Origin of the sequence: Litchfieldella xinjiangensis, from assembly GCF_000759345.1 — a bacterium.
GTDB classification, from domain to species: Bacteria; Pseudomonadota; Gammaproteobacteria; order Pseudomonadales; family Halomonadaceae; genus Litchfieldella_A; species Litchfieldella_A xinjiangensis.
On the sequence record NZ_JPZL01000001.1, the window covers coordinates 1 to 19,971 of the forward strand.

General features: G+C 60.8%; 18 protein-coding genes. 12 read left to right on the forward strand and 6 right to left on the reverse strand.

The features are described 5' to 3' along the window. The 10 genes from JH15_RS00005 to JH15_RS17660 form a co-directional block, all read left to right on the forward strand. Nucleotides 1–758, forward strand: a 758-nt coding sequence (locus JH15_RS00005; protein ID WP_043525769.1) for a methyl-accepting chemotaxis protein, incomplete at its 5' end; no start/stop codon positions are given. A 5-nt stretch (nt 759–763) separates the two neighbouring features. Beyond that, on the forward strand, nt 764–1,630 hold the full coding sequence (locus tag JH15_RS00010) for a CheR family methyltransferase (RefSeq protein WP_043525771.1): 867 nt from the start codon (nt 764–766) through the stop codon (nt 1,628–1,630). Nucleotides 1,631–1,715: 85 nt separating this feature from the next. Continuing rightward, the gene (locus JH15_RS00015) at nt 1,716–2,777 is read left to right on the forward strand and encodes a protein-glutamate methylesterase/protein-glutamine glutaminase (RefSeq protein WP_043525774.1); all 1,062 of its coding nucleotides are present in this window, start codon (nt 1,716–1,718) and stop codon (nt 2,775–2,777) included. Nucleotides 2,778–2,977: 200 nt separating this feature from the next. Then, the gene (gene cheY / locus JH15_RS00020) at nt 2,978–3,367 is read left to right on the forward strand and encodes a chemotaxis response regulator CheY (protein WP_043525777.1); all 390 of its coding nucleotides are present in this window, start codon (nt 2,978–2,980) and stop codon (nt 3,365–3,367) included. Nucleotides 3,368–3,400: 33 nt separating this feature from the next. Next, nucleotides 3,401–4,084, forward strand: coding sequence for a protein phosphatase CheZ (gene cheZ, locus JH15_RS00025; protein WP_043525779.1), 684 nt, complete (start codon nt 3,401–3,403; stop codon nt 4,082–4,084). Between the two features lie 152 nt (nt 4,085–4,236). Continuing rightward, a complete protein-coding gene (gene flhB / locus JH15_RS00030) occupies nt 4,237–5,421 on the forward strand; it encodes a flagellar biosynthesis protein FlhB (protein ID WP_043525782.1) in 1,185 nt (394 codons plus the stop codon). Continuing rightward, nucleotides 5,418–7,502, forward strand: coding sequence for a flagellar biosynthesis protein FlhA (gene flhA / locus JH15_RS00035; protein ID WP_043525785.1), 2,085 nt, complete (start codon nt 5,418–5,420; stop codon nt 7,500–7,502). Before flhB ends, flhA begins: the two co-directional genes overlap by 4 nt. Continuing rightward, nucleotides 7,499–9,745: a flagellar biosynthesis GTPase FlhF gene (gene flhF / locus JH15_RS00040; RefSeq protein WP_043525788.1), complete on the forward strand. Its 2,247-nt coding sequence runs from the start codon at nt 7,499–7,501 to the stop codon at nt 9,743–9,745. The genes flhA and flhF overlap by 4 nt, the downstream gene beginning before the upstream one ends. 28 nt (nt 9,746–9,773) lie before the next feature. Then, the gene (locus tag JH15_RS00045; RefSeq protein ID WP_197053261.1) at nt 9,774–10,265 is read left to right on the forward strand and encodes a hypothetical protein; all 492 of its coding nucleotides are present in this window, start codon (nt 9,774–9,776) and stop codon (nt 10,263–10,265) included. After that, nucleotides 10,258–10,668: a flagellar protein FlhE gene (locus JH15_RS17660; protein ID WP_081948782.1), complete on the forward strand. Its 411-nt coding sequence runs from the start codon at nt 10,258–10,260 to the stop codon at nt 10,666–10,668. Before JH15_RS00045 ends, JH15_RS17660 begins: the two co-directional genes overlap by 8 nt. Here JH15_RS17660 and JH15_RS00050 read toward each other — a convergent pair. After that, nucleotides 10,652–11,230 carry a histidine phosphatase family protein gene (locus tag JH15_RS00050; protein WP_043525791.1) on the reverse strand — a complete coding sequence of 193 codons (579 nt, stop codon included), beginning with the start codon at nt 11,228–11,230 and terminating at the stop codon, nt 10,652–10,654. The two genes, JH15_RS17660 and JH15_RS00050, sit on opposite strands and share 17 nt — an antisense overlap. A gap of 170 nt (nt 11,231–11,400) precedes the next feature. Between JH15_RS00050 and JH15_RS00055 the strand changes: the two genes are divergently transcribed. Then, the gene (locus JH15_RS00055; RefSeq protein WP_043525793.1) at nt 11,401–12,102 is read left to right on the forward strand and encodes an RNA polymerase sigma factor FliA; all 702 of its coding nucleotides are present in this window, start codon (nt 11,401–11,403) and stop codon (nt 12,100–12,102) included. A 25-nt stretch (nt 12,103–12,127) separates the two neighbouring features. Here the strand turns inward: JH15_RS00055 and JH15_RS00060 are convergent, their stop codons facing one another. The 5 genes from JH15_RS00060 to JH15_RS00080 all read right to left on the reverse strand — a co-directional run bounded on the left by JH15_RS00060 (nt 12,128) and on the right by JH15_RS00080 (nt 18,626). Next, nucleotides 12,128–13,357 carry an EAL and HDOD domain-containing protein gene (locus tag JH15_RS00060; RefSeq protein ID WP_052383816.1) on the reverse strand — a complete coding sequence of 410 codons (1,230 nt, stop codon included), beginning with the start codon at nt 13,355–13,357 and terminating at the stop codon, nt 12,128–12,130. 145 nt (nt 13,358–13,502) lie between these two features. After that, nucleotides 13,503–14,819 carry a DEAD/DEAH box helicase gene (locus tag JH15_RS00065; protein WP_043525796.1) on the reverse strand — a complete coding sequence of 439 codons (1,317 nt, stop codon included), beginning with the start codon at nt 14,817–14,819 and terminating at the stop codon, nt 13,503–13,505. A gap of 168 nt (nt 14,820–14,987) precedes the next feature. Then, nucleotides 14,988–15,617 carry a PqiC family protein gene (locus JH15_RS00070; RefSeq protein WP_081948784.1) on the reverse strand — a complete coding sequence of 210 codons (630 nt, stop codon included), beginning with the start codon at nt 15,615–15,617 and terminating at the stop codon, nt 14,988–14,990. 22 nt (nt 15,618–15,639) lie between these two features. After that, a complete protein-coding gene (pqiB, locus tag JH15_RS00075; protein WP_043525799.1) occupies nt 15,640–17,304 on the reverse strand; it encodes an intermembrane transport protein PqiB in 1,665 nt (554 codons plus the stop codon). After that, entirely contained in the window at nt 17,301–18,626 is a 1,326-nt protein-coding gene (locus JH15_RS00080) for a paraquat-inducible protein A (protein WP_231566347.1), read from the reverse strand. The genes pqiB and JH15_RS00080 overlap by 4 nt, the downstream gene beginning before the upstream one ends. 154 nt (nt 18,627–18,780) lie before the next feature. Here JH15_RS00080 and JH15_RS00085 point away from each other — a divergent pair, with 154 nt between their 5' ends. After that, the gene (locus JH15_RS00085) at nt 18,781–19,764 is read left to right on the forward strand and encodes a calcium/sodium antiporter (protein WP_043525805.1); all 984 of its coding nucleotides are present in this window, start codon (nt 18,781–18,783) and stop codon (nt 19,762–19,764) included. Nucleotides 19,765–19,971 lie beyond the last annotated feature (207 nt).

Below are 19,971 nucleotides of genomic sequence, written 5' to 3' on the forward strand. Positions count from 1 at the left end.
GCCTGGCCGTGGATAATGCCAGCCGGGTGCAGGCGACCGGTGAGCTGATGAACGATGTGGTATCGACCATGGGCCGCATCACTGAGAGCTCACGCAAGATGACCGACATCATCAACGTCATCGATTCGATCGCCTTCCAGACCAACATCCTCGCGCTGAACGCCTCGGTCGAGGCTGCCCGTGCCGGCGAGCAGGGCCGGGGATTTGCGGTCGTGGCCGGCGAGGTACGCAACCTGGCGGGCCGCAGTTCCGATGCCGCCAAGGAAATTCGTTCGCTGATCGACGGTTCCGCCAAGCAGATCGAGGGGGGCGCGGATCTGGTCAAGCGCGCCGAAGCGTCCATCGAGGAAGTGGTCAGGGCGACGACCCAGGTCAACGACATCATGGGGGAGATCACGTCGGCCTCGGAGGAGCAGAGTGGGGGTATTACCCAGATCAACCAGGCCATCGCCCAGATGGATGAAGTCACCCAGCAGAACGCGGCGCGGGTACAAACCTCGGCACGTGCGGCCACGGAACTCGAGAAGCAAGTCTCCATGTTGGCCAATGCCATCGCTGCCTTCCGCGTGCAGGGTAGCGGCCAGGAGACGGTCCAGCGCATGGTGCGGGCGGAGGGTTCACCGTCCGTGACCGAGACAGCCCCACGCGTGGCTCAGCGAAAGCAGACGCATCCTGACTCGGGGGATCGTCACACACAACCAGGCAGGCCCGTTGAAAGACCCAAGGCGCCGGCCGTTGATGAATGGGAAGAATTTTGAGCCAGATGACGTCGGACAGTGACGCCGGCCAGGCTTGGTCGACGTCCAGCATGCTCGAGCGTGACTTGATCTTGACTGACGTGGACTTCACGCGGATCCGTCAGTTGATATACGAGCGAGCGGGCATCGTGTTGGCGGAGCATAAGCGCGAGATGGTTTACAGCCGTCTGGCCAAGCGACTTCGCCATCACAACCTGACCCACTTCAGCGAGTATATTTCACGCCTCGAGCGCAATGCATCCGCCAAGGAGTGGGAAGCATTCACCAATGCCTTGACCACCAACCTGACGGCATTTTTTCGTGAGGCACACCATTTCCCATTGTTGGCCTCACACATCGCGAACAAGCCAGGGCCTATCAGGGTATGGAGTGCCGCTGCATCGACCGGAGAAGAGCCTTACTCCATCGCCATGACCCTGCATGAAACCCTGGGTTCGCGTGCCAGTGAGGCTCGCGTGGTGTCGACGGATATCGATACCGACGCCCTGACCCGGGCGCGTGCCGGCATTTACCCTATGGAACAGGTGCGTAAACTCGACGAGTCGCGCATCAGGCGATTCTTCCTCAAGGGCAGTGGCGAGCGTATAGGCCTTGCGAAGATTCGTCCGGAAGTTTCAGCCATTGTCGAATATGAACAGCTCAATCTGCTGGCGCCAAGTTGGTCGATCAAGGGACCCTTCGATGCGATATTCTGTCGCAATGTCATGATTTATTTCGACAAGGAAACGCAGACTCGAATCCTGTCGCGTTTTGCTCCGCTATTGAAGCCAGATGGCCTGCTATTTGCGGGGCATTCTGAAAACTTTTCGTATATCAGCCAGGCCTTCAAACTCCGCGGGCAAACGGTTTATGTTCTTGCGCCGCGCAATTAAAGCCTGCTTTATCGCTGCCGATATTAATTATAAGCATGTACGTCACGCCGTCCCTTGGCTGCGTTGACATATAAGGAGGTCTGTCTTGAGTGCAGCCAAGATAAAAGTGTTATGCGTCGATGACTCGGCCCTGATCCGCGACTTGATGACCGAGATCATCAATTCCCATGACGATCTTGAGGTCGTGGCTGTTGCACCTGACCCGCTCGTCGCTCGCGATCTGATCAAGCGACACAATCCCGATGTACTGACACTCGATGTCGAGATGCCCCGCATGGATGGCCTGGATTTTCTCGAGCGCCTGATGCGGCTTCGTCCGATGCCGGTCCTCATGGTGTCGTCGTTGACGCAAGCCGGTTCGGAAGTCACCTTGCGTGCACTGGAACTGGGCGCGGTGGATTTCCTGGCCAAGCCTTCACTGGGCATTCGCAGTGGCATGCTCGATTACAGCGAGCTGATCGCCGACAAGATCCGCGCCGCGGCACGCTCGCGCCCGCGCCAGGCGCGGCGCAGCGATACACCGGCACCTGTCGCGCTCAAGGCGCCTCTGGTATCGAGCGAAAAATTGTTGATCATTGGTGCCTCGACGGGGGGTACTGAGGCGATACGCACCGTACTCGAGCCGTTACCCGCGAACGCACCGGCCATCATGATTGCCCAGCACATGCCGGGTGGTTTTACACGTTCCTTTGCCGAGCGGCTCAACAAGCTGTGCCGCATCACCGTCAAGGAAGCCGAGGACGGGGAACGTGTATTGCCCGGCCATGCCTATATCGCACCTGGCGATGCCCATCTCAAGCTGGCACGAAGCGGTGCCAACTATGTGGCACGTCTCGATAGCGGACCTCCGGTCAACCGCCACCGTCCTTCGGTCGACGTGCTGTTCGACTCGGCGGCGGAGCAGGCAGGGCGTAATGCCATTGGCGTCATCCTGACCGGAATGGGGCGTGATGGGGCGCAGGGATTGCTGCGCATGCGCAAAGCCGGTGCGACGACCCTGGCGCAGGACGAAGCGAGTTGCGTGGTCTTTGGTATGCCCCGAGAGGCCATCGCCTTGGGGGGGGCGTGCGAAGTGGTCTCGCTGGAGGACGTGGCACCCCGCCTGATGGCCCTGGTGGCTGCCTCGGGCCGAGCCCAGCGAGTTTAAGCCTTCAGGGTTGCCGTCACCTGCCGATAGTAACCTCGAAGCCGACGGTTTCCTGCAGTCCCCATCACCGTCTTTCACGGCTCAGGCGGAGGCAGGAAGCTCGCAAGGCATAGTGACGTTCCTGTGAATGCAGGCATTTTATCGGCCGGACTGGTACCGGCCTCCTACGTATCAGACACGAGAAGTACCGAGGAAGAGCAATGGCTGACAAGAACATGAGTATCCTGGTGGTTGACGACTTTCCCACCATGCGACGCATCGTGCGTAGCCTCCTTAAGGAACTGGGCTTCACCAACGTGGAAGAGGCCGAGGATGGCCAGGACGGGCTCTCCAAACTCAAGAGCGGCAACTTCGAGTTCGTGGTTTCCGACTGGAACATGCCGAATCTGGATGGGCTCGAGATGCTCAAGCAGATTCGCGCCGATGATGCGCTCAAGCATCTACCTGTGCTGATGGTGACTGCCGAGGCCAAGAAAGAGAACATCATTGCCGCGGCGCAGGCCGGAGCCAACGGTTATGTCGTCAAACCCTTCACGGCTGCCACCCTGGAAGAAAAACTCAACAAGATTTTCGAGAAACTCGGGAAGTAAGCCCTGGGTGAGCATAGCCAAGGAGAATCGATCATGATCGGTGAAGCGCAACCGTTGTCAGCCCAGGGCGCTGACGATCTGGTACAGCGAATCGGCCAATTGACACGCATGCTTCGTGAAAACATGCGTGAATTGGGCCTGGACAAGGAAATCGAGAAGGCGGCCGAGGCGATTCCCGACGCCCGGGATCGTCTCAACTATGTCGCCTCGATGACCGAACAGGCTGCCGACCGAGCGCTCAATGCGATCGATCGCGCTCAGCCCATCCAGGATGAGCTGGGCAGCCAGGCCGAAGCACTCGACAAGCGCTGGCAGCAGTGGTTCGAGGATCCCATCGAGCTTTCCCAAGCCAAGGACCTGGTAGACGACACGCGAAGCTATCTGGTCCAGGTGCCCAAGAGCACCCAGGCGACCAATGCCGAGCTGCTCGAGATCATGATGGCCCAGGACTTCCAGGATCTGACCGGTCAGGTGATCAAGAAGATGATGGAAGTGATCCGCGAGATCGAGCACCAACTGGTGCAGGTCCTGCTGGATAGTGTCGCCGACGGTCAGGAGCGCGATGCCATGCAGCGGCGTGCGGAAGGGCAGTGGCAGGCTGACGCCAAGAAGCGCGAAGAGTCACTGCTCAATGGTCCTCAAATCAATCCAGAGGGTGCGGATGTCGTCAGCTCTCAGGACCAGGTCGACGATCTGCTCGACGAACTGGGTTTCTGATCCCTCGATTGTATCCCTTCCCCGATTTCTTATGCGCGGTAGTCGTGAATTAAGGCACGATTAGCGCGCTTTTTCGCGTATCGCCTCTGGGCCCCTTTCACCACAATGGCCAGCATCCCGTTTCCCCCCGACCCGGATGATGCCCCCAGGCCATGGCCGATCAGAGTAGCGACCAGGAAAAGACCGAAGAGCCCACACCGCGACGCCTGCAAAAGGCGCGCGATGATGGCCAGGTTGCCCGTTCCCGGGAATTGACCACGTTCATGCTGTTGCTGGCAGGCGTGGTGGGATTGTGGTCCATGGGAGCCATGCTCTACGGTCAGTTGGGCCTGGTGATGGAACAGTCGTTTCTCTTCGAACGGCGGCAGGCCTTCGAACCCATGACCATGATGACCCACGCCTGGACACTGGGTGAGCGTACCCTATTTGCAATGATCCCTCTGTTTCTGTTGCTGGCCGTGGTGGCCCTGGTTGCGCCCGCGTTGCTCGGCGGCTGGCTGATTTCCGCCAAGTCCCTGGCCCCTCAATTCGGCAAGCTCAACCCTGCCAAGGGGTTGAAGCGGATGTTCGGCACCCAGGCACTGGTCGAGCTGGCCAAGGCCATTGCCAAATCTCTGCTTATCGGCAGCGTTGCGGTGGCCTTCATGATGGCCAATCGCGACAATTTCCTGGGCCTGATGGATCAACCGATTCAACAAGCGCTGGCCAGCGCCATGCGCCTGGCTGCGATGGCCAGCGGACTGATGGTGCTTACCTTGCTGGTCGTGATCCTGATCGATGTGCCTTATCAGCTCTGGAGCCATACCAAGAAACTTCGCATGAGCAAGGACGAAGTCAAGCGCGAGCACAAGGAGTCGGAGGGCGACCCGCACGTGAAGGGACGCATCCGCTCTCAGCAACAGGCCATGGCGCGTAACCGAATGATGAGCAAGGTGCCGGAAGCCGACGTCATCGTGACCAACCCGACCCACTATGCCGTGGCTCTGTCCTACGACGACGGCAAGATGTCCGCCCCGCGCGTCGTGGCCAAGGGGGCCGATGCCGTGGCGGCACGCATTCGTGAATTGGGCGATGAGCATCGTATTCCGCGCCTGGAAGCGCCTCCCCTGGCGCGTGCGCTCTACCACCATGTCGATCTCGACCGCGAGATCCCGGTGGAACTCTATACCGCGGTTGCCGAGGTACTGGCCTGGGCGTTCCGTCTCAAGCGGGTGAGAGAAGAAGGCGGTGACATGCCTATCGAGCCCACAGAATTGCCGGTTCCCGAGGAACTGGACGATCACCGTCCTGCCGATCCTTCGGTGTCGGGAGATGAGTCACAAGAGGAGCCTCGATGAGAGCGCTGACTGATTACCTGGGCCGTCGCGACTGGATGGCCGATGTCCGCATGAAGTTACTGGCGGGTCCGATCCTGATCATCATGATCCTCTCGATGATGATCCTGCCGCTGCCGCCGTTCGCGCTGGATATGTTCTTCACGTTCAACATCGCATTGGCCATCATGGTGCTGCTGGTCAGCATGTTTACCCAGAAACCGCTCGATTTCGCCGCGTTTCCGGCCATCCTCCTGTTTACCACCTTGCTGCGCCTGTCCTTGAACGTGGCTTCGACCCGGGTCGTGTTGATGGAAGGACACGAGGGTACCGATGCCGCGGGTAAGGTCATCGAGGCCTTTGGCCAGTTCCTGATAGGCGGTAACTTCGCCGTGGGCCTGGTGGTCTTCCTGATCCTCGTCATCATCAACTTCATGGTCATCACCAAGGGCGCGGGGCGCATCGCCGAGGTGGGCGCACGCTTCATGCTCGACGCCATGCCCGGCAAGCAGATGGCCATCGACGCCGATCTCAATGCCGGACTCATCGGTGAAGACGATGCTCGCCAACGTCGCCAGGAAGTCTCCCAGGAAGCCGATTTCTATGGGTCCATGGACGGTGCGAGCAAGTTCGTCCGCGGCGATGCCATGGCCGGCATGGTGATCATGGTGGTCAATATCATCGGTGGCCTGATGATCGGCATGCTGCAGCATGGCATGAGCTTCGGCTCGGCGGCGCACACGTATGTCTTGCTCGCCATCGGTGACGGCCTGGTGGCTCAGATCCCCGCCCTGGTGATCTCGACCGCGGCCGGCGTTACGGTATCCCGCGTCACCACTGACCAGGACGTTGGTCAGCAGATGATCGGCCAATTGTTCGTCAATCCCCGGGTCTTGATTCTCTCCGCCTGCGTCATGGGGCTGCTGGGCATGGTGCCCGGCATGCCCAATTTCGTATTCCTTCTGTTCACTGCCGTTCTCGGTGGGCTGGCCTGGTACTTGATGCGCCAGAAAGAAAACCAGCTGGCGGAGAAGGAAATCAACGCCGAGCCGCCCCCGACGCAGGAGGCCCCCGAGGCCAGCTGGGACGATGTCCAGCTGGTCGATACCTTGGGGTTGGAGGTCGGTCATCGCCTGATTCCGCTGGTCGATCAACGCCAACAGGGGGAGCTGTTGGGTCGCATCAAGAGCGTGCGCAAGAAGTTCGCTCAGGATGTCGGCTTCCTGCCGCCTGTCGTGCATATTCGCGACAACCTCGAGCTCGGTCCCAACACCTATGTGCTGACCTTGAAGGGCGTCGAGATAGGTCGTGCGGATGCCTTCCCCGGGAAGTGGCTGGCGATCGATCCCGGCCAGGTCTCCGGCAGCCTGGATGGCGTGCCCACCCAGGATCCGGCCTTCGGCCTACCGGCGGTATGGATCGATACCGGCCAGCGAGAGCACGCCCAGGTCTACGGCTATACCGTGGTCGATGCCGGTACGGTTGTGGCGACCCACCTCAATCACCTCCTGCATCGTCATGCTGGAGAGATGCTGGGTCGCACCGAAGTCCAGCAGTTGCTCGACAAGCTGGGCGAGGATCACAAGTCGCTGGTCGAGGATACGGTGCCCAAGGTCGTATCGCTCACCGTGCTGCAACGTATCCTGCAGAATCTACTCGAAGAAGAGGTGTCCATTCGTGACATGCGCACGATCCTGGACACCCTGGCAGAGCATGCCGGCCAGCAGAGCGATGCCGGTGAGCTGACGGCGGTGGTCCGCATCTCGCTGGGCCGCGCGATCACCCAGCAATGGTTCGGTGCGCAGCAGGAGTTGCATGTCATCGGTTTGGACGCCAACCTCGAACAGGTATTGATGCAGGCCATGAATGGCGGCGGGGCGCTTGAACCGGGGTTGGCCGACACCCTGATGCAGCAAGCCGATGCGGCATTGCAGCGTCAGGAGGCCAGCGGCGAGCCATCGGTTCTGGTGGTGCAGCATAGTCTGCGCGCCCTGTTGTCACGATTCCTGCGCAGGCGCCTGCGGCACATGGTCGTCATGTCCCAGGCTGAAATTCCCGATGATCGTACCCTCAGGATCACCAGTCTGGTCGGTGCCAATCAATGAGTGTCCAACGTTTCCTAGGCAGTAACAGTCGCGATGCAATGCGCCAGGTGCGTGCTGCGTTGGGCGACGAAGCCCTGATTCTCTCCAATCGTCATACCGAGGAGGGCGTCGAGATCCTGGCCATGGCCGATGAGGAGCATGGCCGGTTGACGCAGGCAGCGCCCGCGGCCGTCTCGTCGCCGTCGCGTGCGCCTGAACCGGTGCCCGTCTCAGGCACCGCAGGGCCGATGGATTTCGCCGCTTTGAGCGAACGCTTGTTGGGAGAGATGCACGACATGCGTGCCCTGCTGAACCGGCAGGCGCCTTCTGCCGAGCCGGTAGCCGCCGACGCACTGGCCAAATTGCGGCAACGCCTGTGGTCGGTGGGTATCGGTTCTCGCCTGGCAGCCGAGCTCTTGGCTACCCTGCCCACGGAACTCGATACGCCCGATACCGACGAAGCACGTCTCGACGCCTGGCTGGTGCGCCAGTTGGTCGCTCGATTGAGGGTGGCACCGGAGGAATCGGAGCTGTTGGATGCCGGCGGTGTTATCGCATTGGTAGGCCCGACCGGCGTGGGCAAGACCACGACCACGGCCAAGCTGGCGGCACGCTATGTCATGCGGCATGGTAGCCAGGGCGTGGCGCTGGTTACCACCGACAGCTATCGCGTCGGGGCACACGAACAACTGCGTATCTATGCCAGGCTGCTGGGAGTCGAGGTGCATGCGCTGGATGCCGAGGCGTCGCTATCCGGTCTGCTCGAACGCCTGGCTGGCCATCGCCTGGTGATCATCGATACCGTCGGCATGAGTCAGCGTGACCAGCGTCTGGTCGGCCAGGTGGCGCAACTGGGCGATGAATCGCGCCCCGTTCGGCTGATGCTGGTTCTCAATGCGGCAAGCCATGGCGATACCCTGGAAGACGTGGTCACGACCTATGCCAACGCGGCGCGATCGGCAGGCAATCGTCTCGATGACTGCCTGCTGACCAAAAGCGATGAAGCGGCACGTTTGGGGCCGTTATTGGATACCGTGATTCGTCATGGTCTCTGTCTGCATTATGTCTCGAACGGACAACAGGTACCTGAAGATCTGCGGCGAGCCGATCCTGCAAGCCTCGTCGACCAAGCGCTGGCTATTGCCGGTGGGTCACCCTTCGCCCCCTTGGCCGAGGATGTGGCCTCCGTACCCTCCAGAGGCAGGCAGCCCGCTACGCTATCGCTGGGGCTGCTCGCTCAGGGGCGGGCGTTGACCAGTGCGTTATCGGCCTTGCGTGAAGGCATCCCTGGGTTCACCTGGCTCGAGCAGGGCTGGGACCTGGCTCACGAGCCGCCGGAGTCGCGCGCCCTCTCTATCGCTTCCTGGCAGGACCGCGCGGACGTGCTGGCACGTCGCCACTCAGACCGTCACGGCGGGTTGGGCCTGTTATGGGGACCCCAGAAAGTCAGTGGCTGTGAGTGGGGCAGCCCCGTCCAGGCGCTGGACTCGAATGGCCTCGCCCTTGGGATCCATTGGCAACATCATCGGCTCCCCGCGGGACAGGACCAGCGTCTTGGATGGGCGGGCGATCAACTGGGGGCCGACCGGCACGTGCTGGCGCAGGCCCCTGACGCGCTTGCCCTGGATTGGCTGGGGGCATGGCAGATCCCATGGTTGGCGCCTGCCAGTGGCGGTAAACGCGTTCATTACGCCGGGGAACGGCTCGCCTTGAACCGGTTGCCGGCCTCGGGCGAGACGGCAGCCACGCTCAAGTGTCGTTGGCGCGGACGTTCGGTCGTGGTCCGCCTGGTCTGTCACTATATCGATGTCATCCCTCGTGGCCCCAGCCACACGGCAACCGGCCAGGCTTGGGTTGGCCAGATAAGCGACGCGGATACCGGCCAGGCAATGGGGATACGTTTCTGGCTATCGTCGGAGCTCGATATGCCGATGGCGCAAGCGATGCTATCCATGGAACTGGGTCATAGTGAGTTGCCCGGACTGACGCGTCATGCCTGGCGGTACCTGTCAGAAAGCGGTCACCCCGTCGAGGAGCCGGTGCTGCGCCTTGGGCTGGCATCGGGACTCTCGGCGGTGGCTCAGCGTCTGGATCGCGATGAACAGCCTTGGGCCATGGATGTGCGCGCGCAGCTGCATGCCCTGCAAGGGGGCAAGGCTCAGCGCAAGCCCAAGGCGTTGCTCGATGCGATGCTGAGCTTGTTCTCCGCACGGGATGTGTTCCGTCAAGTCGGACGCACCGAGTTCGGGAGCGCCGATCGCTGATATGAACGTGGCAGAGGCAGGTCGAAACATGCAATCCAACGATCAGGCTGCCGGTCTGCGTCGGTGGTCGCAGCAACATAACGCTGATGCTGCGGTACCGGGCGCTCAGCCAGTGCAGACCATGATGGTGGTCGGCAGTCCCGCCGTAGCAGGGCAGCGCGAGCGTATCCAACAGTTGCTGGCCAAATGGCACGCATCGGGGCAGCGCTGGATCGGCTCGCCCGAGGCATGGCGTGTCGTGCTCATCGAAGCCGATAGTCCCCATCTGGATGTGCTGGCATCCCAGCAGCCGCGCTGGGCGCTATGGGTTGATGGCGATGAATCGGGTTTCAGGCGTGGATACCAGACCCTCAAGCAACTTGAACGGCGTCAGGGGCCCAAGCGTCTGCTGGTGCTCCATCCCGGCTTCCGATCGCGCATGGGACTGCTGAACAACCTGCAGCAGGCCGCCAGCGGCTTCGGCATCGAATTGCTGATTCTCGAGGGAACCCTGATGCGCCAGAGTCCTTCCCATGATTAATTTTCGGTGCCTGCGCTTTGCTGCGGCGAGCTTGGTACTGACCGTACTGGCGCCATTACCGGGTTACGCCGCCCAGGGCAGTTGGGTTGCTTCGGCTCCCGGGGTTCGCGTTGCGGTTCCCGAGCGAGAGACGCGCTCCTCTCCGTTGGCGGCCGGTGTGTCACTAGCGTCTGATGCAAGGATCGAGCGCGTGCGTTGGCGCTTCGATGCGCCTTCCATGCAGCCGGTTGGGGTATGGTTGTGCCATCCGTCCCGATGTATACCGTTATCTCAATCGTTTGGTGAAAGCGCAGCACTGGCGGGCTTGCCGGCAAGCGTACCGCTCCATTTCGTTTTCCGCCTGCCGCGAGGTGGGCGCGCCGTCCAGATCAATGGATTGCAGGTCATCACCGATTATCGCTGAGCCCAAGTGCGGTGATGCTTGCTGGGGCCAGGCTCGGTCGTTCACGGTGTGCTGACAGGGCCTTTCCTTCCAGCGTCGTGAGCAGGATTTGCAACGGATCCCCATGGCTTACCAGTAGTATCGTCTCACCCGCATGGCATTGGTCCAGACGATACAGCGCCTGATGCATCCGCTGTGAGACGCTGCGTACACTTTCAACCTCGAAGCGCTGATGCGAAGGATCCTGGGCATCGAGTCGCCAGACATCGTGATAAAGCGCGTCGGGTAGGCCATCGAATTCGCCAAAGTACCGCTCCCTGAGCTGGGGGTCGATCACGGGCGCCAGCGCGAAGTGTGCTCCGACACGCTCGGCGGTTTCGGCGGTACGTAGAAAATCGGAATGATAGATCTGGGTCGGCGTAGGCCATGACCAGCCATCCAGCTGATCGCTTATCTGCTCTTTACCAAGGGAAGACAGGCCAAAAGCGGTGAGGGCGGAACGCGGGTCACTGGCAATGATACCTTCCTGGTTGGCGAGGCTATGACCGTGGCGCATCAGCAGGTACTGGTTTCGGTATTTCATCGTACTGGCTCCCAAGTGATTGATCACTCTAGCATGAAAGCCGCTTAAGCTTGGAAAAGCCCGACTGGGTAACGGGTATTCATCGCTTGGTGTTGGCGTATATGGGGAATAATGGGGACCATGAAGGGGTCGGCAATTCGACCCGCAGTCGGGTTCCGAGGCGAAGACGGATGTACACGGCACAAGGCAGAATCGACCAGGGCGCATTGCTCGAACAGTATCTACCGATCGTAAGACGGCAGGCTTTGGCGCTACAGGTCAAGTTGCCGGCGAGTGTGGAACTCGACGATCTGATTCAGGCGGGCATGGTAGGGTTGCTCGACTGCCTGTCACGCTACGATACAAAGCATGGCGCGACATTCACGACCTATGCCAGCCAGCGTATTCGTGGCGCAATGATCGATGAGCTGCGCAGTCGCGATTGGGTGCCTCGAAGTGTGCGTCGCAATGCGCGCGCGCTGGACGAGGCCATGCGCCGACTCGAACAGCGGCTTGGGCGCACTGCCGAAGAGCGGGAGATCGCCGAGGAGCTCGGTGTCTCCATCGAGGAGTACTTCCAGATTCTCGGTGATGCCAACGGCGGGCAGCTGTTGCCGTTCGAGGAGATCGTTGCCGAGGGCGGTGAGCCCATGGCAGACGACAACGCGCCCCTGAATCCTTTCGCTGCCCTAGTCGACGGGGAACAGCGTGACCGGTTGGTCGGCGCTATCGAGCAGTTGCCCGAGCGGGAGAAACTGCTGCTGGGTCTCTATTACCAGGAAGAGCTGAACCTCAAGGAAATCGGTGCCGTACTCGGCGTCAGTGAGTCTCGCGTCTGTCAGCTACACAGCCAGGCGGTATCCCGGCTACGTGCGAAACTCGTCGAGCATTGAGTGGCGGGGCGACGACCCGGGTCGTCTAGATAAGCTTCATCATTGCCTGGGTTTCTTCCACGCCTTTGAGATAACAGGCGCGCAGTTCGTCACTGGCCGGGCTCATCCGGGTGGGGTCGGATTGTAGTTCCTGATAGTCGCGTGCCAGCGTCAGGATGGCGCCCAGCGTTCCCGTGTTGTACTTCAAGGCCTGCAATATCTGATCGCTCAGTGGGACCTCTCTGAGAAGATCATCCATCTCGATGCCAAGCATGGCATCCATCAGCGAAAACAACCCGGTCGTAAAGGCGTCCTCGGGATCGATATTGCGAAACGGTGCGACCAGGTGCTTGCACATGAACGCTCGAGTCAGGGCGTGCTGCATCGTCAAGCGACACACCGGGCCGTTCTGGGCAAGCATGACCGTGGCAACTAGGGTGCGTAACTCGTTAAGACCCAGTAATTGCAGGCTGCGTTTGAGATTATTGGATTCTCCCGCCTGATAATAGCTGGAGTTAGCCCGCTTGATGACCGTCACATAAAGGTGCGGATCCTGCGAGATCATGTCTGCGACCCGTTCCAGACTTACCGCTTCTCGATAGAGTTCGCGGACCAGCTTGATCTGGATGCTGTTGTTACTGCGGCGCTGGGTCAATGGCGTTGCGAAGTTCTGCGGCCGGGCAAAGAAGAACCCCTGGTAAAGCTCGAAGCCGAGTTGCTTGGCGTATTCGAAGTCCTCCAGTGTTTCGACCTTTTCGGCAAGCAGCGTACAGCCGTGGCGACGATATTCGCCCAGAGATTTCTCATCGACTGGTGCCGACAGGTCGATCTTTATGATGTCCGCAACCTGCAGCAGCGAGGCGTTATCCGCATCCAAGGCATAATCATCCAAGGCGATACGATAGCCCCGTGACTTGATCACGTTCAATGCGTCGAGTGTCCGTTCGTCTCCCGTCACACTTTCAAGGACTTCGATCACGACGCGTTCGGGTGGAAGGGGTAGGAGTTCAGGACGTTCGAGCCATTCCCGGGAAACATTGATAAAAAGCGAGCGCTCTCCAATCAGTTTATCGAGGCCAATCTCATAGATGGCCACACTGCTGGCCCGTGCCGTTGCCTTTAACGGATCGTCGAAAGTGGCATCTTCAGCATCGATAGAATTGCGATAAAGAAGTTCATCGGCAATATGCCGGTACTCTTCATCGCAGATTGGCTGCAAGGCAATACAGTAACCGTCCCCCTGGGAGGGGGGGGCGGATGGCTGAGAGATATTCACGTAACGGCTCGCTCCTGGGAATTCCCTACGTTTCGAGCCGCCTTTTTATTGAGTGCCTTTGTGTCAAGGCAGGGCTTCTTTGGCCGGCGGCGGCTCTTGCTGTTGGGGTATGTTACTCGCAGGGGAGCGTCGGTGACAATTGGACTCAGGCGCGCTGCGAGCGACGGCCAGAGCGGCTGCGACGACGCTGCTCACCCTCGTTGCGATTACCGTTCGCCTGGCTGCGTGCACCGCTGTCGCTGCGCTGACCGCTATTGCGGCCCTGGGATGTCCCGCGACGCTGCCCCTGACCACGTCGACCGTTCTCGATAGGCTCAGGCTTGGCGTTGGGGTCGGGTTCGTAACCCGGCTCGATACGCTTCTCCAGCGTTTTGCCGATCAGGCGCTCGATGCCGCCAAGCAGGCCATGCTCGTCGACGCATACCAGCGAAACGGCCTCTCCGGTGCTCCCGGCACGGCCGGTCCGTCCGATGCGGTGCACGTAGTCTTCGGCGACATTGGGAAGTTCGAAATTGACTACATGCGGCAATTCGCTGATATCCAGACCGCGGGCAGCGATATCTGTTGCCACCAGGACCTGTAGCGAGCCGTCCTTGAAGGCGCCCAGTGCTCGGGTCCTGGCGGACTGGCTCTTGTTGCCATGGATCGCCATGGCCGGTATATCCTGCTTCGACAGCTGCTCCGCCAGCCGGTTGGCCCCGTGCTTGGTACGGGTGAAGACCAGGACCTGATGCCAGCCGTGCCGCTGGATCAAATGAGCGAGCAATTCGCGCTTGCGCTCGCGGTCGACCCGGTAGATTGCCTGGTCGATGATCTCGACGGTGGTATTGCGGCGCGCGACTTCGATCATGGCAGGCTTGTCGAGCAACTTGTCGGCAAGTGCCTGAATCTCATCGGAGAAGGTGGCCGAGAACAACAGGTTCTGGCGTTTCTCGGGCAATAACCGAAGCACCTTGCGAATGTCATGAATGAAGCCCATGTCGAGCATTCGATCGGCTTCGTCGAGTACCAGGATTTCCACCTTCGACAAGTCGACGTGGCGTTGCTGCTGCAGGTCGAGCAGGCGGCCGGGTGTAGCGATCAGGATATCCAGCCCAGGGCGAATGGCATCGACCTGGGGCTGCTGGCCTACGCCACCAAAGATGACGCGCGAAGTCAGCGGCAGGTGGCGGCTGTAAGCACTTACGTTCTCGCCGATTTGCGCTGCCAGCTCACGGGTGGGCGCAAGCACCAGCGCACGCACCTGGCGTGCCTTGGGGCGGGGCCCATCGGCAAGGCGCTGCAGCAGCGGCAGGGTGAAGCCTGCCGTCTTGCCGGTACCGGTCTGGGCGCTGGCCAACAGATCGCCGCCTTCGAGGACGACGGGAATGGCCTGGCGCTGAATGGGGGTAGGGGTGGTATAACCCTGCTCGTCGACCGCACGTAGCAGTTCGGCGCGCAGGCCAAGTTCGGAAAAGCTCATTCAAACTCCAGAGCAAACGCATCCCCACCCACCTCGTTTAACGAGATGTCAGTCCCTGGGGAGTACATAAGAAAAGTAGCGATGACAGGCGTGGCAGAGGGGACCCAGATGTGCCACGAGCGGGCATCATCGCAGAAATCCGCCTGCACTGCAGCAAAAGATGCGGCCTCAGCGCAGCTCGACGATGCGCTCGGCCAGCCGGTCCGCGACCTTGTTCCAGCTCTCGCCAAGTGCCCTCACCAAGGCAGGGTAGCCATCGGCCGCCAGCGTCGTCTCTGCATGGAATGGCTCCTGGGTCAACAGACTCCCTTGGGCATCCCGCAGCTGCCAGGTCCCTGCAGCACGTGCCGTGCCTTCATAATGCCCCTGGAATTGTTCTACCTCGAGCGTCAGTGTCATGGCGTCGCGGCTGGCATCATCGCTCAGCACCCGGGTATCGCCGAGACGTGTCGTCAGGCGCTGGCGCAGGCCTCGCGTGAGCTGGCGTCCAAGCGACTCGGCCCAGAGGTGGCCACCCGCCCGATTCAAGGTGATGTCGTCGAGTTGCAGGACGATCCCTTCGCTATCCAGGTAATTGGCCAGGCGTATGGGCCTGACCACCAAGGTGTGTTCGACCTCGTTTGGCATGATGCGTGACGTCGCGTCGACGGTAGGGAGGGTGTAGCGCTGTGTGCTGGAACCGCTGGAGGCACACCCCCCCAGCCATAGCGCGGCCAGCATGATCGCTGCTATCCAGCGCCAGGCGCGAGGCCCCCGGCGGGCATCGTTCCAACTCGACGTTTTACGATAAACGGTCATAGGTATCCTTGGTCACTGCCTGTCAGTTCCGGGGCGCCTGAGGCTGAGGATCATCCCCACGCTGACTATCGAAGATCAGGGCGTTTGGTTTCTCACTCAAGGTGCGGGCGACGGGTTGCAGCTCGCGCAACAGACCTTCCAGTCGTTCCATGGTCGCGGTCAATTCTCGGTATGCCTCGGATTCGGGTGAGAATCCCTCCAATGTGCGCCGCAGTTCACTGAGTGTCTGGTTGAGGTTGGCCGGCAGATCGCGGGTTGCCGGTTCGTTGAGCAGCGATTCGAACGTCTGGGTCAACTGCCGAACGTCTTCGAGCATGGCTTCCGACGCGGCCAGATTGCTATCCAGGCTGCTGAGCAGAGGCTCGATCTCCAGCTCGTTGAGCTTGGTTAGCAGGGACGTCACCTGAGCCTCGATCTGCGCAAATCCGCCCGAGGTGGTGGGGAAAACTGATACGTCCTCGAAGGTTTCGGGGGTATGGGTATTGGCCAGGTCGCGGTTGAAATTCAGGTCGACAAACATGGCGCTGGTGAGCAGGTTGCCGGTCTTCAAGGATGCACGTAGCCCGAGATCGAACATCCGGCTGAAACGAGCCTCCCACTCATCAAGATCGAGCGGTGCCTGATCCGTGTCGGAACCGATCCGTTGGGGCTCGATACGGATCAGAACCGGGATGGCGAACCGCTGGCGTGAGTCGGGCTGGGGCGCGGTAAACCGCCAGGGTACGTTAGCGACCGTGCCGACACGGACGCCACGGAATTCCACCGGCGCCCCGCGGGAGAGTCCCCGTACGGTGTCATCGACCAGCAGGACGTACTCGAGGTAGCGGTTGAAGGTGCCTTGACGAGCGCTGTCTTCATCGGAATAGAGCGTGAACGTGGTATCAGGGCTTACTGACGCACCTCGAGGAATATCTTCCAGGTAACCGAAGGTCACCCCGCCGCCAATAAGGGATTCAAGGGATTCGACATTGACCCGGAACCCCTCCGAGTCCAGGCGCAGATCGACACCGCTCGATGACCAGAAGCGTGTGTTGTCGGTAATCAGGGAGTCGTAGGGGCTCTCTATGTACAGGCGATGATGCATGTTCTTGGATTCGGCATCGAAGCGGGCCTCTTCGACACGCCCCACCGTATACCCCTGGTAGGTCACCGGATCGCCGACATTCAGGGAATTACCCAGTTCGCTGACTAGATTGAGGCGCATGCCCTGAGCGCCTGCCGGAGCGACGGGAGGTTGTTCCAGTACTTCGAATTCTCGCTGCTCTTCGTCGCTCTCGCCGGGTTGCAGCTGGATGAATGCCCCTGAGAGCACGGTATTCAAGCCGCTGATCCCTTCGCGCCCGATGCGGGGCTTGACCACCCAGAAGCGGGAATCCTCGACCAGCATGCGCTCGGCATCGGGGCTCATCCGGGCGATGATGCGCGCATGAGTGAGGTCATCGGACAGGCGGACTTCCTCGACACGGCCGACCTGGACGTTGCGCGATTTGATCAACGTACTGCCGGCCTCGATGCCTTCGGCATTTTCCATGATGAGTGTGATCTCCGGCCCGCGGCCGGTGAGGTTGTCGTAGACCAGCCACAACCCGATCAGCAAGGCCACCAGAGGAACGATCCAGATCGGTGAAAGCCGGGTCTGGGGCTTGCGTATGGCGCGGCTCGGCGTTGCGTCCTTTTCTTCTGTCATGAAACTGTGTTCCCAAGGTGGCTGGCGCGGCGAGCCCGAGGCGTGTCCCAGATCAGGCGGGGGTCGAAGGTCATGGCGGCCAGCATGGTCAATACCACTACACTACCGAAGGCAACGGCGGCAGGGCCAGGTGTGATGGACATCAGACTATCGGCACGGATAAGCGCCACCAATATGGCTACCACGAAAACGTCCACCATTGACCAGCGACCGATGAATTCGGTCATGCGGTAGAGACGCGTGCGGGTATTACCGTTGAGGTCGCTGCGGGGCACGATCAGGCATAGCCAGGCCAGGGCGAAGAGCTTGCCGACCGGCACCAGGACGCTCGCCGTGAAAATGACCGTGGCCACGGGCCAGGATCCCATATGCCACAACTCGACGACGCCGCCTATGATGGTCGAGGCCTGCGATTGGCCGAGGGACGTGGTGGTCATGATGGGGTAGATATTGGCAGGCACATACATGACCGTGGCGGCTGCCAACAGTGCCCAGGTGCGCTGGAGGCTGTGTGGCAATCGCTCATGCAGATGCTCTCCGCAACGTCGGCAGTGACGCTTGCCCTCGGGGGTAAGCCGATTGATCAGGCCGCATGTGGGGCAACCGGCCAGCCCTTGAGGGGCGGCGGTCGTTCCGGTGCGTGTGCCCTCGGGTGCCAGCGGCTCCCCGCTCAACGAAAACCACATCCAGTCGGAGTCCAGCGATTGCGTCGTCAACAAGAGCAGGAAGGCAAAGGCACAGAATGCCCAGAATGAGGCACCCAGCCCGATGCTGGCCATGTCCGCGACCTTGATCAGGCTGACCAACGCGCCGACGATGAAGACATCTGCCATCATCCAGGGGTGCATATGCGAGAGCGAGCGGGCAATACCGCGGCTGTAAGGCAGGGGCTCCCGGCTGAGCAAGCCGCACTGCAGCCATATGACCCCGAGCAGGTACACGGCGGGAAGTACTAGAATCGTGAGCACGATGAGTACGGCAACGATGGGCTCATGAAACCCGATCATGGTCGTTGCCGTCTGGGTCAGCTCGATCCGGTTGCCGACGCCGCCGAACTCGAAGCTCACGAAGGGAAAGGAAACCGCCAGCGAGAGTGCGATCAAGGCACTGATGGCGAGTGCCAGGCTGCGCTCGGCAGGTCGATGATGGCGAATCGCCAGGGCATGACCGCAGCGGGGGCAATCGGCACGTTCACCGGGACTCAGCGGGGGTAAGGCTGAGACCCAGTCGCACTCGTGACAGGCACGCAATCGACGACGTGTCGTGCGTGCCTCGGGGGAGGCCGGAGCTGCGTGTAACTGGCGTGTCTCGTGTTCTGGCAAAAGAGCCTTCCGATAGTTGCGCATGGACCGCGTGTGCATGTCATTATGCCGCGAGTCGGCCTGCAGACAAACATGCAGACTTGAATGTCGTTCGGTGCGGCCCGTTAAGCCGGGCCTGTACGTGACCCAATCATCTCAGTGAGGAAACCTGTCGATGCTGTTGTTCGTTGTCGCCATCTTGGTGGGATTGGTACTGCTGGTATGGAGCGCCGAGCGTTTCGTCGGCGGGGCGGCGGCGACGTCGCGATATCTGGGGTTGTCTCCCTTGCTCATCGGCATGTTGGTGATCGGCTTCGGCACCTCGGCTCCCGAGCTGATGGTCTCGGCACTGGCGGCGACCCAAGGCAACCCGGGGCTGGCCCTGGGCAATGCCTATGGATCGAATATTACCAATATCGGCCTGATCCTTGGCCTGGTGGCCTTGATCTCGCCGCTGGCCGTACATTCTCAGGTGCTGCGCCAGGAAATACCGGTACTGGGTGCCGTCACCTTGCTCGCCGCCTGGCAGTTGCGGGACGGCGCTATCGATCGTGGTGAAGCCGTCGTGTTACTGGTCGCTCTTGCACTGTTCATCGGCTTCAGTATCTGGCGTGCCCGGCAGGAAGGCGCGGCAGACGACTCCCTCGCAGGCGAGACCACCGAAAGCCTCGATGTCAAACCCATGTCACTTGGGCGCGGCATCCTGTGGACCGTGATCGGCCTGGCGGTGCTGATCGCCAGTTCGCGCATACTCGTCTGGGGTGCGGTGGGGATTGCCCAGCAATTCGGGGTCAGTGACCTCATCATCGGCCTCACGGTGGTTGCCATAGGCACCTCCTTGCCTGAGTTGGCCTCGTCCATAAGTGCGTTGCGCCGGCGTGAGCATGATCTGGTGCTCGGCAATGTGGTGGGCTCCAACCTCTTCAACACCTTGGCCGTGGTGGGGTTGGCCGGCAGTATTCGTCCTATCGACGTTGGCGGGGAAGTCCTGGGGCGTGATTGGTTGGTCATGGCCGTGATGACACTCCTGTTGGCCTTCTTCGCGATCGGATGGCGAGGGCGCCAGGGGCGTATCAATCGGTGGGAGGGTGGCATCCTGCTGGCCATGTTCATCGCGTATACCGCCTATCTGGTTTCCACCGTCGTCCGCGCGAGCTGAGTCATCCGGCCCTGCCGAGGGCCGGGTACGACACTCTGTCATTTCCTGGTTCAGTGCCGGCAAAATGCCGGCTTGAGCTTCGTAAGCTATTGTCAATCAAGCGGTCTGTCGATTCGGGGCGAGACAGATAGCCCAGGAGTGACTACGCTGAATCCTGCCATCACGATAAGCGTAGGCATCGATAACTTTCGGCCCAGTCCGGCAGTC